The organism is Microbacterium sp. JC 701, from assembly GCF_021026215.1.
GTDB lineage: Bacteria > Actinomycetota > Actinomycetes > Actinomycetales > Microbacteriaceae > Microbacterium > Microbacterium algihabitans.
The window spans coordinates 94,056-109,132 of sequence record NZ_JAJNCV010000003.1 but is presented as its reverse complement, the minus strand read 5'-3'; the positions used below and the strand labels follow the sequence as shown (position 1 = coordinate 109,132).

The following is a 15,077-nucleotide window of genomic DNA, read 5'->3' as shown; positions in this document are numbered from 1 at the left end:
CCCGCCGGGCCGCTCCCCTACGCTGAACCTATGACCGATCGTCGTCTCGCCGTGCAGGCCTGGGAGAGTCTCTTCCGCGCCCAGCACGAGGTGTTCGACGACATCCGCACCGACTTCGACGGCACCGAACTCACGCAGGCTGAGTACGACGTGCTGCTCACCGTCACCCGCGCCCCGCGCATGACGGCACGCCTGCGCGAGGTCACGGGCAACATGCTGATCAGCCAGCCGAGCGTCTCGCGACTGGTCGAGCGGATGGTCGCGCGCGGCCTCGTGACCAAGTGCGCCGACCCGGAAGACGGGCGAGGGTCCCTGGTGACGGCCACCGAAGAGGGAGCGGTCATCTTCCGTCGCATCGCCGCTTCGCACGCCCGCTCCATCGCCGAGCGCATGGCGCGCCTGAGCGACGCAGAACTCGCGCAACTGCACGCCCTCACCGCGAAGCTGCGCGACGACGCCTGAGCCGCCGCTCCCGCTCAGCACTCGATGACGTTGACCGCGAGGCCGCCCTCGCTCGTCTCCTTGTACTTCGTCGACATGTCGATACCGGTCTGACGCATCGTCTCGACCACCGCGTCGAGAGACACGTAGTGACTGCCGTCGCCGCGCAGGGCGAGACGTGCGGCCGTGACCGCCGTCGACGCCGCGATCGCGTTGCGCTCGATGCACGGGATCTGCACGAGTCCGCCGACCGGGTCGCACGTGAGGCCCAGGTGGTGCTCCATCGCGATCTCGGCCGCGTTCTCGATCTGCCGGTTGGTGCCGCCCATCACGGCGGTCAGTCCACCCGCGGCCATCGCACACGCGGATCCGACCTCGGCCTGGCATCCGCCCTCGGCTCCCGAGATCGAGGCGTTGGCCTTGAAGAGGGAGCCAAGCGCCGTCGCCGTCAGCAGAAATCTCCGGATGCCGCGACGGCGATTGGCTTCTGCGACATCGTCGTCGTCCCACGCCGACACCTCGCCGCGCGTGACCGCGTGACCGTCGTAGCCCAGCAGGGCGCTGCCGACGAGCTCGCCGTAAGGGGTGACCGCATTGCCCTGGCCGAGTCCGGAGTCAGCCAGGAAACGCCACCAGTACATGGCCACGGCGGGCAGGATGCCGGCGGCGCCGTTGGTCGGGGCGGTCACCACCCGTCCGCCCGCGGCGTTCTCTTCATTGACGGCCAGCGCGAAGGCGCCGAGCCACTCGCCCGGCAGCTCGCGGTGCCCCTCGGCCTGGATCTCCTCGAGCTGGCCGCGGATGACCGCGGCGCGACGCTTCACCTTGAGCATGCCCGGCAGCACACCGTCGTTCGCGAGTCCGGCGTTCACGCACGCCGCCATGGCGTCCCAGATGCGATCGAGGCCGGCCGCGACCTCCTCGTCGCTGTGGAGCGCGGTCTCGTTGAGACGAGCCGCTTCGGCGATCGTAATCCCGCGCTCGTCGCACAGCGCGAGCAGTGTCGCCGCGTCGTCGAACGCGAGCGGCATCGGCTCGGCCGCCACGCGCGCGGGTTCTCCCTCGCGGCGGATGAAGCCTCCACCGACCGAGTAGTACGTGTCCTCCGCGATCACCGCGCCATCGCCGTCGCGCGCGACGAGGGTCATGGCGTTCGGGTGACCGGGCAACCGCGTTCGCGGCTCGAAGACCACGTCGCTCTTCGCGAAGGCGATCTCGCGCCGACCGGCGAGGAGGAGCGGCTGCCCCTCGGGCCAATCCGACCAGGCCCGCCGCACGGCATCCGGATCCACGCTCTCGGGCTCGAGGCCCTGCAGGCCCGCGACGACCGCGTCGGGGGTGCCGTGCCCGATACCGGTGGCGCCGAGCGAGCCGTACAGGGCGCACGAGACGGATGCCACCTTCTCGAGGGCGCCGTCGCCCTCGAGTCGAGCGGCGAAATCGACAGCGGCCCTCATGGGGCCGACGGTGTGGGAGCTCGAGGGTCCGATCCCGATGGAGAACAGCTCGAACGCGGAGGTGTATGCGCTCATCCCGCCAGCGTACGTCGCCCCTCCCCCCCCGGCGCAGTCACCGCGCAGACACCCTGGCGTCACCGCTGCGCCACGCCCGGGATGCAGGGTGTGCGGAGCCGATTAGACGTGTCACAGGGTCCCGGCTATGCTGGACCACGGCCTGCGCGCCGTTTCGCGCGGAGGCCCTAGCGCCCGTAGCTCAATGGATAGAGCATCTGACTACGGATCAGAAGGTTAGGGGTTCGAGTCCCTTCGGGCGCACACTGTGTTGAGACAGTGACAAGCCCCGGCCGTGAGGAAACTCCGGCCGGGGCTTTTTCCGTCTCCGGATGCCGAGCCCTCCGCGTCCCGCGTGGTCGCGGTGGTGCCGGGTCAGGCCGAGGCTTCACCCCGGTGCGCGGCCTCGGTCGCCGCCGAGTGCAGCTGCAGGATCGCCATCGCCTCGTGCAGCGATCCGAGCGGGGCCTCGATGTCGTCGTAGTGGTGCACGAAGCCGGCCGCGTCGCGGGCGCTCACCGACACGAGCGCATATCCCTCTCGGGCCACGCGGGGCTTTCGTCCGAAGCGTCGCTGCGCCATGGCATCCACCTTCCGTCGGCGCCGACGCTACTCGGGGCTCGCACGTGCGCCCGCGCACCGCGCCGCACGCGGGTGAGACTCGGCCGCATGAGCGAAGGCACCCGTGTCAGTTCACGCGAGAGGACCCCTCAGCGCGCCGCGGACTTCTTCTTCTTGCCGCCCTTGCCGCCACCGGTCGTCGGTGCGACCTCGTCGGCGGGCTCTGCCTCATCGGCCGCGGCCTTCTCTTTCGCGCGGCGCTTGGCCTGGGAGGCGAGGCGGGCGAGGTCGACCATACGCAGGGCGTCCATACGGGCCTTGCGCATCTGGGCGTACTCCGGATCGGCGTCGGCGGTCATGCCCTCGACGTCGAGCCGCTTGCTGAGGTTCGCCTCGACATCGCCCCACGCCGCGATCCGGGCGTCGGCGACGAGCTTGGCGAGGCGCTCGGGGTCGGCGGCGAGAGCACGCAGCTCTTTCGCGACGCCACGGGACTGCTTCGCCCGGCGGCGGAGGTTGCGGGTGTCGCGATCGCGGTAGTCATGGGTGCCCGACGAGTCGGAGAACCGTCCCCACGCACGCTTGCGCTGGTGGGTGACGCGCTCGGCCGCCTGGTCCTGCTCATCGGCGAGGGCGGCGAGCGTCTCGCGGGCGAAGTCGGCGAAGACCTCGCCGTCGAACTGCCCCCCGCGGGCGATCGTCTCGACCAGGATCCGATTGCGCACGGTCAGACGCGCCGCGGCCGTCGCAATCGACAGCCCCTCGGCGATGGCCTCTTTCGTACGCCCCACGGGACCTCCCGCTCCAGGCTATCGCCCGGGGCGCGCGGATCGCTCAGGCGAGTTTCGACACGATCGTCTCGACGCGACGCGAGCGGGTGTCGGCGGCCTTCGCGGACTCCACGTTCGTCACGTGCGCCTTGCGCGCGCTGGGCGAGAGCGCGTCGAACGCGTCACGTCTCCCCACCTCGGCGAGCGCGGTGGCCAGATCGTCGGGAACCTCGACGGTGCGCGGCGCCGTGTCGAGCGCGAGCTCCACCGTGATCGCATCGCCACCCGCCAGACCGGTCGCCTTGCGCTTGTCGGCGGAGAACGGGATGAGCGAGCGCCCGCCCATCGCCCCCACAGTGCTGGTGTAGGTGTAGCCGTTCACATCGACGGTCACGGCAGGGCGCTTGCCCCCGCCCAGAGCCTCCAGCACCTCGGGCGGCACCTCGATGCCGGTGTTGTTGCCCATCTGAAGCAGTGTGGTCTCGAACCGCATGCGATGAGTGTCCCAGATCGCTCGCTACGTGAACACCCCGCGAAATGCAATCCCCTCGGGCGGACTGGTACCCCTGCCTATCGTCGGATCTGTTGCGGAGGGCCTCGGAGAGTACTCGGGGGCCTTCTGTCGTTTCCGGGCATAGTGCATTGCGTGCTGCGAAAGCAAAGGGCAATCCGATTCGAAGTGTTCCTCCGAAGATGTGGTGAAGCGACCGGACGGTCGCTGCCAACACTCTGGGAGGTTCATCATGAGCTCGTCACCCAACCGCATCGTCGCGACCGTCTTCGGTGCCGTTTACCTGCTGGTCGGTCTTCTCGGCTTCGCCGTCACCGGCGGCGTCGGTTTCATCGCGACGCAGGGCAATCTGCTCCTCGGCATCTTCGAGGTCAACCCGCTGCACAACATCGCCCACCTGCTCATCGGTGCGGCCCTGCTGATCGCGGGCCTGGCCAACGCACGTGCCGCGAAGGGCGTCAACACCACCGTCGGCGCCGTGTACCTGCTGCTCGGTATCGTCGGGTTCTTCCTGACCGGTACCGCGGCGAACATCCTTGCGCTGAACGTGCCCGACCACTTCCTCCACCTCGCCAGTGCCGTCGTGCTGCTGGGTGTCGGACTCGGCACCGAGCGCAACGTCCCGCGCACGGCTGCGGTCTGATCATGACCGCCGCGACCTTCGTGCGGTCGTGGCCCTCCGTATCCGCGTGGGGGGCCGGCCTCATCACCGCCGCCCTCGGCGCGGGTGCGATCGTCCGTTCCGATTCCGGGGCCGTCGCCGACGGCCTCGGGATCGGGGCGGTCGTCTTGGGACTCGCCGCTCTCGCCTGGGGCGGCGCGGTCCTCTCCACCGGCCGTCTCGTGTTTCCGCGCCTCGCTCTGGGCGGCGCGATCGCCTCGCTGCTCGTGGTGTCGGCACTGATGTTCCTCACGCCCGCGCACACGAGCATCCTCGGCGTCGCCGCCGCGTGCGTGCTGCTCGTCGTCGTGGGCGCCACGGTCGCCGTGCACCTGCGCCGTCTGCGCGATGGAGCACCCGCAGACCGTGCGGCGAAGCCGATGAGCGTCGTCGGGCTGCTCGTCGCGGCCGCCGTGCTCTCGGTCATCGTCACCCCGGCTCTCGGAGCCACTCAGGACGCCGTGCTCATGCGCGACGACGGCACCGTTCCTGTGATCTCGCACGAAGGTCACTGACGACCTCGGTCGATCCCGCGCCCGCCCGCTCAGACGGTGGCACGCTGGAGAGGTGACCGACGCGACCTACCCCTCCGCTCCCGGCTGGATCCAGTCGCTGCGGGGCAAGATCCTCGTCGCTCTGGCGGGCGACCCGACCGGGATGGCACCGTACGTCCGCGCCATCGCCGACGGGGACGACACCGGCTACTTCGCCGAGAACGGCCCCGCGTGGACCGTGCACGCCGGCATGGGGACTCTCGTCGCCGGCATCCGGGCTCTGCTCCTGCAAGCACTGCACCCGGGAGCGCTCGCGGGGGTGCACGACTGGTCGCGCTATCGCGAAGACCCCATCGGTCGCCTCACCGGTACGGTGCGCTGGGTCATCACCCTCACCTACGGGAGTACGACGCAGGCGGATGCCGAGACCCGACGCGTCGGTCGATTCCACCAACGGGTGAAGGGCGAATACCGGGCGGGTGACGGCACTGAGCGCGGCTACACGGCGGAGGCGGCCGACCTCGTGAGGTGGGTGCACCTGGCCTTCACCGACGCGTTCCTCGCCGGACACGAGGTCTCACGCAAACCGATTCCCGGCGGACCCGACGCCTACGTCGCCGACTGGGCGACGGCGGGGCGCCTGATGCGGGTGGTCGATCCGCCCCTCACGCGCGACGCCCTGCGCGCCGAGATCGACGGCTTCGCCGACCGCCGCGAGCTGCGCGGTGACGAGCGCGTGGCCGACGTCGTGCGCTTCCTGCGCAAGCCGCCGTTCCCCGGCCTCATGGGTCTGTCGTACCGCGTGCTGTTCGCCGCGGCCGTCGCGACGATCCCCCGCCGCTACCGCAAGATGCTCGGCGTGCGACGCTGGCCCCTGCCCGTGCTGACCCTCACCCGCCTCGTGCTGCGGATCACCGAGCGCGCGCTCGGCTCGGGGCCCCGCGCCCAAGACATGGCACGTGAACGCCTGCGCCGGTTGGAGCGCGAACAGCGGGAGGCGGCGTGAGCGAAGACCCCCGGCAGGAGGCCGAACGCTACCGACTCGACCGCCGTCTGCGCGAGGCGGGGCTCGAACCCGAAGCGGAGCCCGAGGCACCGGCCCGCGGCTCGACGGCTGCGGAGCGTGCCGCCTTCGTCGAGACCTCGATCCAGCAGGCGATCCGTCGCGGCGAGTTCGACGATCTGCCCGGGGCGGGCAAGCCCCTGCCCGACCTGGGGGCGTCGCACGACCCGAACTGGTGGATCCGGCGCAAGATCGAGACCGAGCAGCTCTCGGGTCTCGGTCCCCCGGCCCTGACGCTGCGGGTCGAGTACGCCGAACGGGCGGAGCGGATGGATGCCATCGCGCGCGAGCCCGACGTGCGGGAAGCCCTCGAGGACTTCAACCGCCGCGTCATCGAGGCGCGGCGTCAGCTGCAGGGCGGGCCGCCCGTGGTCACCCCGACCGTCGACATCGATGCCGAGCTCGCGGCGTGGGGCGAGAGACGCCGCGCCCGCGAGGCCGCGGCCGCGGTGGAGGCGCCGGCTCCGCGTCGGAGGTGGTTCCGGAGGCGGTAGGGGCGTCCTTCGCGAGGTGGCTGAGCGTGTCGAAGCCGCCGGTTTGGAGCGGTCCCTTCGACAGGCTCAGGGACCTTGCGCTGGGCGGTCCCTTCGACAGGCTCAGGGACCTCGCGGTCAGGCGGTCCCTTCGACGGGCTCAGGGACCTTGCGCGGGGTGATCGCTCGGTCAGAGGGCGGCGAGGGCCTCGGCGCGCGCGATGAGGGCGCGGGCACGGGCGAGCGTCGGGGCGTACGAGCCGTCGACGGGACCGTCCGGGGTCGCGGACAGCAGGGCGCGGGCGCGCTCCACCTCGTCGGGCGCCGGCGTGAACCCGGCGTGGGCGCCGGGCACGGCGGCATCCTGAAGCGCGAGAGTGCCGGTGAAACCCATCGCGACCGCGTGCCGAGCCGCGTCGAGCGCCTGGTCGATCGGACCGCAGGGGCCGTCGATCGGGCCGGCGATGCCCGCCGCGGCGGAGGCGACCACGAGCTGGGCGCGCGGCCACGACAGCGCGATGCGGTCCGCCGCCATGCCGGTGTCGCGACGGAAATCACCGGTGCCGAAAGCGAGACGTCGGGTCGCGGGGTGCGCGGCGATCGCGGGGGCGGCCAGAAGAGCCGCGGCGGACTCGACCATCGCGACAATCGGCGTGCCCGCCGGAAGCGAGGCCGCGACATGACCGACGTCGGCGGGGCCGGCGCACATCGCCAGGACGACCCCGGCGAGACGGTCGTCGAGCTCGCGTCCGAGAGCGAGATCAGCCTGCCCGTCTCGGGTGCCGGCGGCGCTGATGCGCAGCCAGACGGGAACCTCGGCGGCCGCGCGGCGCGCACGATCGCGACCCTCGTCCTTGCGTCCGGAGGGAAGGCCGTCTTCGAGATCGAGCACGAGAACATCGGCCGCGGTGTCGAGGCCGCCCGCGAGGGGCGAGCGCAGCATCCAGGTGCGGGCGAGGTCCGCGCGCGCGGGGGCGGGGGCGGCCGAAGCCGCCCCCGCCGGGGTGTGCGCAAGGCTCACGAGCGGCTCCGAGCCGACTCCTCCGCCTCCGCCTGGACGCGGAAGGCGTTGAGCGTCGAGGTGTCGACGGCACCGACGGGGCCGGCGCCGACCGCCACGGAGGCGTCCTGCTTGGCATCCGCCGCCTCGTTCACGGCCGCACCGTGCGAGCCGCCGTGACCGTCGCCGGTGAGCATCGTCTCGTCGAACGGGAGGTTGCCGGCGAGCACTTCGCGGACGCGCTGGCCGTCGTACTCCTTGGTCCAGACGCCGATGAGCATCGTGGCCACCGCGTTGCCGGTGAAGTTGGTGACGGCGCGGGCCTCTGACATGAAGCGGTCGATGCCGACGATGACACCGACGCCGTCCACCAGGTCGGGGCGGTAGGCCGACAGTCCACCGGCGAGGGTGGCGAGACCGGCTCCGGTGACACCGGCGGCGCCCTTCGAGGCGATGATCATGAAGATCATGAGCCCGATCTGCTCGCCGAGCGACATGGGCGAGCCCATCGCGGTGGCGATGAACAGCGAGGCCATCGTCAGGTAGATCGCGGTGCCGTCGAGGTTGAACGAGTACCCGGTCGGGACGGTGATGCCGACCACCGGCTTCGAGACGCCGAGGTGCTCCATCTTGGCGATGAGGCGGGGCAGAGCAGCCTCCGACGACGAGGTGCCGACGATCAGCAGGTACTCGCGGCCCAGGTACTTCATGAGCGTGAAGATGTTCACGCGGGTCACGACGTACAGCAGCACACCGAGCACGAGCGTGATGAACAGGAAGCACGTCAGGTAGAACGCGCCCATCAGGATGCCGAGGCTGATCACGGCCTGGAAGCCGGTCTTGCCGACGACCGCGGCGATCGCACCGAAGGCGCCGATCGGAGCGAGCCACAGGATCATGCCGAGGATGCGGAAGACGAGCACCTGGAAGTTGCGGATGCCCTCGACCATGCGCGCTCCGCGCTCGCCCATGCCCTGCAGGGCGAAGCCGACGAGGAGGGCGATGAACAGCACCTGGAGGATGCTGCCGCCGGTGAATGCCGAGAAGAACGTCGTGGGAATGATGCCCAGAATGAAGTCCTGCGTGGTGGTGGCCTCGGCCGGGGCTTCGTACGTCGCTCCCGAGATGTTGAGACCCTCACCGGGGTGGATGATGTTGCCGACGACCAGGCCGATGATCAGTGCGAACGACGACATCACCAGGAAGTAGACCATCGCCAGGCCGCCGATCTTGCCGACCGTGGAGGCCTTGGCGATCGAGCCGATGCCCACGACGATCGTGCAGAAGATCACCGGGGCGATCATCATCTTGATCAGCGAGACGAAGCCCTTGCCGACCGGCTCGAGTGCCGTGGCGAAGGCCGGGGCCATGAGACCGACGATGATGCCGGCCACGACGGCGACGATCACGGCGATGTAGAGCCAGTGGTTGCGGTCGATCTTCTTACGGGGGCGACCATCCCGAGTGGTGCGGAGTGAGAGAGCCATCAGCGCCTTTCCCCTCTTCCTAACGTCATTGTTTTTCCCGACGAAGCCGTCGGCGAATGACTTGACTGTGGTCGAGCGCGGACGCATCCACGATTTGTGGTCGTATTGTTCACGACAGCGCGAGGAAGGGCGGTGACATGCGATTGAGCGTGGGAGGACGCCTGGCATTGGTGTCGCTCGGCGTCGTCGTTCTCGTCGCCGGCGTGCTCGCGGCGCTGCTGTCGCTGCAGCTCAGCGACTCCGGTCAGCGCGAGGCCGAGAAGGTGACGCGGTCGGTCGCCGAGACGCTCGCGCACGAGCCCGATGTCGCGGTGCTCGCGGCCGCCCGCGACTCCGACACCCTGCAGCCGATGGTCGAGCAGATCCTTGCCGAGGCCGACCTGTCGTTCGTCACGATCATGACGCCCGACGGCACCCGCATCACCCATCGCAACCGGTCGGAGATCGGTGAGCCGTACCTGGGCTCGCGCGAAGAAGCCCTCGCCGGGAACACGTTCACCGAGGTGTACGAAGGCACCCTCGGTCCCTCGGTCCGCACGATCGCCCCCATCCGCGTCGACGGCGGCGAGAACGGCGACATCATCGCGCTGGTTTCGGTGGGCGTCACCCTCGGCGCCGTGCAGCAGGACATCGCGGCGCGCGCACCGCTCATCGTCCTGGCATCCGCCGCCATCGTCGGCATGGGCGTGCTCGGGGCGCTGTACGTGCGTCGCAGCGCCCGTCGCGTGACCGGGTCGTACACGCCGGGCGAGCTGTCGCGGCTCGTCGAGAGCTACGAGACCGTACTGCACTCGCTGCGCGAGGGGCTCGTCGTGACCGACCGTGCCGGACGCATCGTGCTGTACAACGACGAGGCGGCCGACCTGTTGGGGCTGCCCCCGGCCACGAGCGGGCAGGTGTCTCTCGACCCCCGCGAGGTCGAGATGGACGCCGGGCTCGCCGATGCCATCGCGACCGGGCGCCGCATGGTCGAAGAGACCGTCGTGAACGGCGACCGCGTGCTGCTGGTCAACCAGGAGGAAGCGCGGGACCTCAGCGGCCGACGCGCTCCCGAGCGCGGGCGCGTGATGACCCTGCGCGATCGATCGGAACTGCAGGCCCTGCTGGGCGAGCTCGAGGGCGTGCGCACGCTCAGTGACACCTTGCGCTCGCAGACGCACGAGCACGGCAACCGCCTGCACGCCCTACTCGCTCTGCTCGAACTCGGCCGCGTCGACGAAGCCCGACGATTGATCGTCGCGTCGACCGGAGAGCGTCAGGACCTCGCAGACCGCCTCGTCTCGGACGACGACGACGCCGTGGTCGTCGCCCTGCTGCTCGGCAAGCTCGACGAAGCCGCCGAACGCGGAGTGCGCCTCGACATCGATGTGGCCGAGCCCACCCCGACGCTGCCGCTGGCCGCGGCCGAAGCGGTGACGGTCGTCGGCAACCTCGTCGACAACGCGCTGGATGCCGCGGCGGCGGGCCCCGAGCCGCGGTGGGTGCGCGCGGCGCTGCGCGACAACGGTGCCGACGTGGTCGTCGAGGTCGTCGACAGCGGGGCGGGATTCGACCCGGCGCTCGCCGACCCCTTCGCCTTCGGCGCCTCGACGAAGACCGCCCTCTCCCCCGGTGGCCGCGGCGTGGGACTCGCGCTCGTCCGCGACATCGTCGCCGCCCGGGGAGGCACTCTGCAGGTGACCGCTCAGCCCACCACGGTGCGAGTCTTCCTCCCCGCGGTGGCCGAGGCGGTGGCACCGTGATCCGCGTGCTCGTCGTCGACGACGACGCCCTCGCCCTCGAGCTGCACAGCGCCTACGTCGGCCGCGTGCCGGGGTTCGAGGTCGTCGGTCAGGCCGCCGGAGCCCGCGCGGCGCTCACCGCGATCACCGACCCGGATCGCTCGATCGATCTCGTGCTGCTCGACATGACCATGCCCGACGGCACGGGACTCGACGTCGCCCGGCGCGTGCGCGCGATGGGTTCGGGCGTCGACATCATCGCGGTGACCGCGGTGCGCGACGCCGCCACCGTGCGGGCGGCGGTGTCGATCGGGGTCGTGCAGTATCTCATCAAGCCGTTCGCGTTCGCCGCGTTCCGCGAGCGCCTCGAGGCGTACCGCGCGTACGTCGAGGGACTGGATCGCGCCGCCGGCGATGCGACGCAGTCGGAGGTCGATGCCCTGCTCGGGTCGCTCCGCACGGTCGCCGCCCCCACCTTGCCGAAGGGGCTCAGCGACGAGACGTTGCAGGCCGTCGCCGCGCGCGTGCGCACCGCCGCCGGAGCGGTGTCGTCGACCGAGGTCGGCGAGAGCGAAGGCATGTCGCGGGTCACCGCCCGGCGGTACCTCGAACACCTCGCCGACGCCGGGCGCGTGCGCCGCGAACCCCGGTACGGCGGCCAGGGCCGCCCCGAGATCACCTACGCCTGGGTGCGCGGCTGAGCCCCGCGAGGTCCCCGAGCCACGCGAGGTCCCTGAGCCACGCGAGATCCCTGAGCCTGTCGAAGGGACCGCAACCCGCAGCCCCCTCGCGCAACCCAGGTCCCTGAGCCTGTCGAAGGGACCGGAACCCGCGGCAACCCCGGTGACTTCGACAAGCTCAGCCACCTCTGCGCAACCCAGGTCCCTGAGCCTGTCGAAGGGACCGGAACCCACAGCCACCCCGGTGACTTCGACAAGCTCAGCCCTCTCGCGCAACCCAGGTCCCTGAGCCCGTCGAAGGGACCAGAGCCCACAGCCACCCCGGTGACTTCGACAAGCTCAGCCACCTCGCGCAACCCAGGTCCCTGAGCCTGTCGAAGGGACCGGAACCCGCGGCCACCCCGGTGACTTCGACAAGCTCAGCCACCTCTGCGGATCAGAGGTCGAAAGCCGCGCGGACGCCCTCGTTCACGACCACCCCGGCGCGCACGTTCAGGCCCGTGGCGAGGGCAGGATCGGCGGATGCCGCTGCCTCCCAGCCCTGCTCGGCGATGCGCGTGATGTACGGCAGGGTGGCGTTCGACAGAGCCCGGGTCGAGGTGCGCGGCACCGCGCCGGGCATGTTCGCCACGCAGTAGTACAGCGCCTCGTGCACGCGGAAGGTGGGTGCGTCGTGCGTGGTCGGGCGCGAGCCCTCGAAGCAGCCGCCCTGGTCGATCGCGATGTCCACGAGCACCGCGCCGGGCTTCATCGCGGCGACCATGTCGTCGGTGACGAGCTTGGGGGCGGCGGCGCCGGGGATGAGCACCGAGCCGATCACGAGGTCGGCGTCGGACAGCTGCTCGGCGATCTCGAGACGGGTCGAGGCGCGGGTCTCGATCGCGCCGCCGAAGCGCTCCTCGAGCTGGCGGAGCTTGGGCAGCGAGATGTCGATCACCGTGACGCGGGCACCGAGTCCGAGGGCGTTGGCCGCGGCGTGCTCGCCCGCGACGCCGCCGCCGATCACGACGACCTTGGCCCGCGGGGTGCCGGGCACGCCGCCGGGGAGCAGACCGCGCCCGCCCGAGGCGCGCAGCAGGTGGTGGGCGCCCTCGATGATCGACAGGCGCCCGGCCACCTCGCTCATGGGGGCCAGCAGCGGCAGCGCCCGATCGGCGGTCTGCACGGTCTCGTACGCCACGGCCGTGGTGCCCGCACCCATGAGGGCGTCGGTCAGCGGTCGGTCGGCGGCGAGGTGCAGGTAGGTGAAGAGCGTGAGGTCGCGGCGCAGGAAGCCGTACTCGGGGGCGATGGGCTCCTTCACCTTGACGAGCAGTTCGGCACGCGCCCAGGTCTCTTCGGCGGTGTCGACGATCTCGGCACCGGCCGCACGGTACTGCTCGTCGGAGAAGCCGCTGCCCTCACCCGCACCCGCCTGCACGAAGACCTCGTGACCGCGATGGACGAGCGAATCGACCCCCGCGGGCGTCATGGCGACGCGGTTCTCGTTGTTCTTGATCTCGGTGGGCACGGACACGCGCATGGGTTCCTCCTCGAGCGGATGAGCGTTGCCGAGAGGATCGCAGAAAAGAGTGTTTCCGTGGTGTTTCCGCGCAGATCCTTCGGCTACAGCCGTTCGTGCAGGGATACCATCGGCGAAACGACTCCCGCCGGGGTCGCCGACGCGAAGGATCTACGGTGGCCGACGACGACCTGCACCCCCTCGACGCGCGCATCATCGAACTGCTGTCGGCCGACGCACGCATGACGAACGCCGCCCTCGCCGACGAGCTCGGGGTTGCGGCATCCACCGCCCATGCGCGCTTACGGGGCCTCGTCGACCGCGGGCTCATCACCGGGTTCCACGCCGCCGTCGACCAGAGCCGCCTCGGCCGCGGGCTGCAGGCGATCGTCGGGGTCACCCTGCGTCCGGGGCAGCGGCAGGAGAGCATCCGCGCGTTCGCTCACGAGATCCGCCGCCACCCCGACGTGATCCAGCTGTTCTTCCTCGGCGGCGCCGACGACTTCCTCGTGCACATCGCCGTCGACGATTCGTCGGCCGTGCGCCGCTTCGTCGTCGACCACCTCTCGGCTCGGCACAGCGTCGCCTCGACGCGCACGAGCATCATCTTCGAGTACCACCGCAACGCCCTGGCCGCGGACTTCGACTGAGCCCGCCCCCGCGTGAGGGGTCACGATCGGTCGCTGGAAGCCTCTCGACGCGACACTTCGTGACCCCTCACGCAGACGGTGGAGGGCCCGCTCAGCGCACCGCGGCCGCGATCGCGGCGATGTCGGCGGGCCTCGACCGGCAGCATCCGCCCACCAGACGCGCGCCGGCGGCGACCCACGCGGGAGCGTCGTCGGCGAGCGGGGCAGCTCCGCCGTGCCAGGTGCGCGTCGCGGCCTCCCACGTCTCGCCCGTGTTGGGGTAGACCACCAGCGGCAGGTCGGGCGCATCCGCGAGGGCGGGCAGCACCGAGCCGGGGGCGCAGCAGTTGACCCCCACTGCGACGACTCCCGGGGCGGATGCCGCTTCGCGCAGTGCCGCGGCGAGCGCTCCGCGTCCCGCGAAACCGGTGCTGTCGGCCGAAAGGCTGACGAAGGCCGGCATGTCGAGCGCGGCGAGCTCGAGCGCGAGGGCCTCCACCTCGAGCAGCGAGGGGATCGTCTCGATCGCCAGGACGTCGGCCCCGGCATCCGCGAGAACGTGCAGGCGTCGGCGGTGGGCATCGCGCAGCTCGGCGAGGGTCAGCCCGTACGCGCCGGTGTACTCGCTGCCGTCGGCGCGGAGCGCTCCGACTGGACCGACGGATGCCGCGACCACCGCCGCGCCGGCGTCGCGCGCCACGGTCACCGAGCGGCGCAGCAACGCCTCGACCTCGGCATCCGGGATCTCTCCCCCGAAACCGATCTGGTACGACGCGGTGATCACGACCTCGGCGCCCGCGGTGACGAATTCGGCGTGTGCGGCGCGCACCTCGTCGGGGTCGTCGCGCAGCACGCGCGCCGACCACAGGTCGCTCGTGACGTCGTTGCCGCGCGTCTCGAGCAGAGTGCCGAGACCGCCGTCGAGGACGACGGGGCGCTGGGTCAGAGCGGTGGCGAAGTCGGTCACGCCTCGTGCGTCTCGCCGGCCGCCAGCACGCGCAGGGCGCTCGCGAGCAGCGCCTGGTCTTGGCGGCTGACATCGCGCAGGGCTTCGGCCTCGAGACGGACGAGCTCGGTCATCGCGGCGTCCACGCGCTCGATGCCCTCGGCGGTGATCGCGACGAGGATTGCCCGACCGTCGGAGGGATTGGGACGTCGGTGCACGAGGCCGCGCTCGGCGAGCTTGTCGAGGCGGTTGGTCATGGCGGCGCTGCCGATCATGGTGGCCGTGATGAGGCGCGTGGCGCTCAGCTCGGTGCCCGCGCGGCGGAGCACCGCGAGCACGTCGAACTCCCACACGGCGATGCCGGCGCTCGCGAAGGCCTTGGCGCGCAGCTTCGACAGGTGGAAGGCCGCGCGGCGCAGGCGCGACATCACGTCGAGGGGCGTCAGGTCGACCTCGGGAAGCAGCTGCGACCAGGCGTCGATGAGGAGGTCGACCTCGTCGTCTTTACTGCTCGCGGTAGGCATTCTTCGACGGTACCGGAGCCGCGGGGTGTCGCGGCGCGCCTTGCGGGCTCGTCGGCGCTCTCGCCGGGGCGACGACAGGCCGCTGAGCGTCCAGAACACCCGGA

At 71.1% G+C, this 15,077-nt stretch carries 15 protein-coding genes, 1 tRNA gene and 2 pseudogenes; 9 read left to right on the top strand and 9 right to left on the bottom strand.

The features are described 5' to 3' along the window. Window positions 1-30: 30 nt before the first annotated feature. Window positions 31-462, top strand: a complete 432-nt coding sequence (locus LPW41_RS12330; protein WP_144832253.1) for a MarR family winged helix-turn-helix transcriptional regulator — start codon at window positions 31-33, stop codon at window positions 460-462. A 14-nt stretch (window positions 463-476) separates the two neighbouring features. On the opposite strand, the gene LPW41_RS12325 is transcribed toward LPW41_RS12330, so the two are convergent. After that, entirely contained in the window at window positions 477-1,973 is a 1,497-nt protein-coding gene (locus LPW41_RS12325; RefSeq protein ID WP_144832249.1) for an L-serine ammonia-lyase, iron-sulfur-dependent, subunit alpha, read from the bottom strand. Between the two features lie 170 nt (window positions 1,974-2,143). Here LPW41_RS12325 and LPW41_RS12320 point away from each other — a divergent pair. Next, window positions 2,144-2,216: transfer RNA gene (locus tag LPW41_RS12320), tRNA-Arg, on the top strand. Between the two features lie 111 nt (window positions 2,217-2,327). Here LPW41_RS12320 and LPW41_RS12315 read toward each other — a convergent pair. From LPW41_RS12315 to LPW41_RS12305, 3 genes are all read right to left on the bottom strand, one after another. After that, the gene (locus LPW41_RS12315; RefSeq protein ID WP_144832246.1) at window positions 2,328-2,534 is read right to left on the bottom strand and encodes a hypothetical protein; all 207 of its coding nucleotides are present in this window, start codon (window positions 2,532-2,534) and stop codon (window positions 2,328-2,330) included. A gap of 128 nt (window positions 2,535-2,662) precedes the next feature. Then, window positions 2,663-3,304, bottom strand: coding sequence for an asparagine synthase (locus LPW41_RS12310; RefSeq protein WP_230704997.1), 642 nt, complete (start codon window positions 3,302-3,304; stop codon window positions 2,663-2,665). A gap of 43 nt (window positions 3,305-3,347) precedes the next feature. Next, window positions 3,348-3,776: a YdeI/OmpD-associated family protein gene (locus LPW41_RS12305; RefSeq protein ID WP_144832244.1), complete on the bottom strand. Its 429-nt coding sequence runs from the start codon at window positions 3,774-3,776 to the stop codon at window positions 3,348-3,350. A 250-nt stretch (window positions 3,777-4,026) separates the two neighbouring features. Between LPW41_RS12305 and LPW41_RS12300 the strand changes: the two genes are divergently transcribed. From LPW41_RS12300 to LPW41_RS12285, 4 genes and pseudogenes are all read left to right on the top strand, one after another. Beyond that, complete coding sequence (locus LPW41_RS12300) at window positions 4,027-4,437, top strand: DUF4383 domain-containing protein (protein ID WP_154097258.1); 411 nt, start codon at window positions 4,027-4,029, stop codon at window positions 4,435-4,437. 2 nt (window positions 4,438-4,439) lie between these two features. After that, entirely contained in the window at window positions 4,440-4,970 is a 531-nt protein-coding gene (locus tag LPW41_RS12295) for a hypothetical protein (protein ID WP_144832239.1), read from the top strand. Between the two features lie 142 nt (window positions 4,971-5,112). Further along, window positions 5,113-5,814, top strand: a pseudogene (locus LPW41_RS12290) (oxygenase MpaB family protein); the annotation flags it as partial. An 87-nt stretch (window positions 5,815-5,901) separates the two neighbouring features. Then, window positions 5,902-6,506 (top strand): annotated as a pseudogene (locus tag LPW41_RS12285) (DUF1992 domain-containing protein). A 169-nt stretch (window positions 6,507-6,675) separates the two neighbouring features. Here LPW41_RS12285 and LPW41_RS12280 read toward each other — a convergent pair. Then, a complete protein-coding gene (locus tag LPW41_RS12280) occupies window positions 6,676-7,506 on the bottom strand; it encodes an aldolase/citrate lyase family protein (RefSeq protein WP_230704996.1) in 831 nt (276 codons plus the stop codon). Beyond that, window positions 7,503-8,972 (bottom strand): cation:dicarboxylase symporter family transporter, encoded by a 1,470-nt coding sequence (locus LPW41_RS12275; protein ID WP_144832226.1) that lies wholly within the window; start codon window positions 8,970-8,972, stop codon window positions 7,503-7,505. Before LPW41_RS12275 ends, LPW41_RS12280 begins: the two co-directional genes overlap by 4 nt. A 137-nt stretch (window positions 8,973-9,109) precedes the next feature. Between LPW41_RS12275 and LPW41_RS12270 the strand changes: the two genes are divergently transcribed. After that, window positions 9,110-10,714 carry an ATP-binding protein gene (locus tag LPW41_RS12270; protein WP_230704995.1) on the top strand — a complete coding sequence of 535 codons (1,605 nt, stop codon included), beginning with the start codon at window positions 9,110-9,112 and terminating at the stop codon, window positions 10,712-10,714. Next, window positions 10,711-11,394, top strand: coding sequence for a response regulator (locus tag LPW41_RS12265; protein ID WP_230704994.1), 684 nt, complete (start codon window positions 10,711-10,713; stop codon window positions 11,392-11,394). Before LPW41_RS12270 ends, LPW41_RS12265 begins: the two co-directional genes overlap by 4 nt. A 415-nt stretch (window positions 11,395-11,809) precedes the next feature. Here LPW41_RS12265 and ald read toward each other — a convergent pair whose 3' ends face one another. After that, complete coding sequence (gene ald, locus LPW41_RS12260) at window positions 11,810-12,895, bottom strand: alanine dehydrogenase (protein ID WP_230704993.1); 1,086 nt, start codon at window positions 12,893-12,895, stop codon at window positions 11,810-11,812. Window positions 12,896-13,050: 155 nt separating this feature from the next. Here ald and LPW41_RS12255 point away from each other — a divergent pair, with 155 nt between their 5' ends. Then, complete coding sequence (locus tag LPW41_RS12255) at window positions 13,051-13,524, top strand: Lrp/AsnC family transcriptional regulator (protein ID WP_144785944.1); 474 nt, start codon at window positions 13,051-13,053, stop codon at window positions 13,522-13,524. Window positions 13,525-13,615: 91 nt separating this feature from the next. On the opposite strand, the gene mmuM is transcribed toward LPW41_RS12255, so the two are convergent. Both mmuM and LPW41_RS12245 read right to left on the bottom strand, forming a co-directional pair. Further along, a complete protein-coding gene (gene mmuM / locus LPW41_RS12250) occupies window positions 13,616-14,470 on the bottom strand; it encodes a homocysteine S-methyltransferase (RefSeq protein WP_154097250.1) in 855 nt (284 codons plus the stop codon). After that, window positions 14,467-14,973, bottom strand: coding sequence for a MarR family winged helix-turn-helix transcriptional regulator (locus tag LPW41_RS12245; RefSeq protein WP_144832214.1), 507 nt, complete (start codon window positions 14,971-14,973; stop codon window positions 14,467-14,469). Before LPW41_RS12245 ends, mmuM begins: the two co-directional genes overlap by 4 nt. Window positions 14,974-15,077 lie beyond the last annotated feature (104 nt).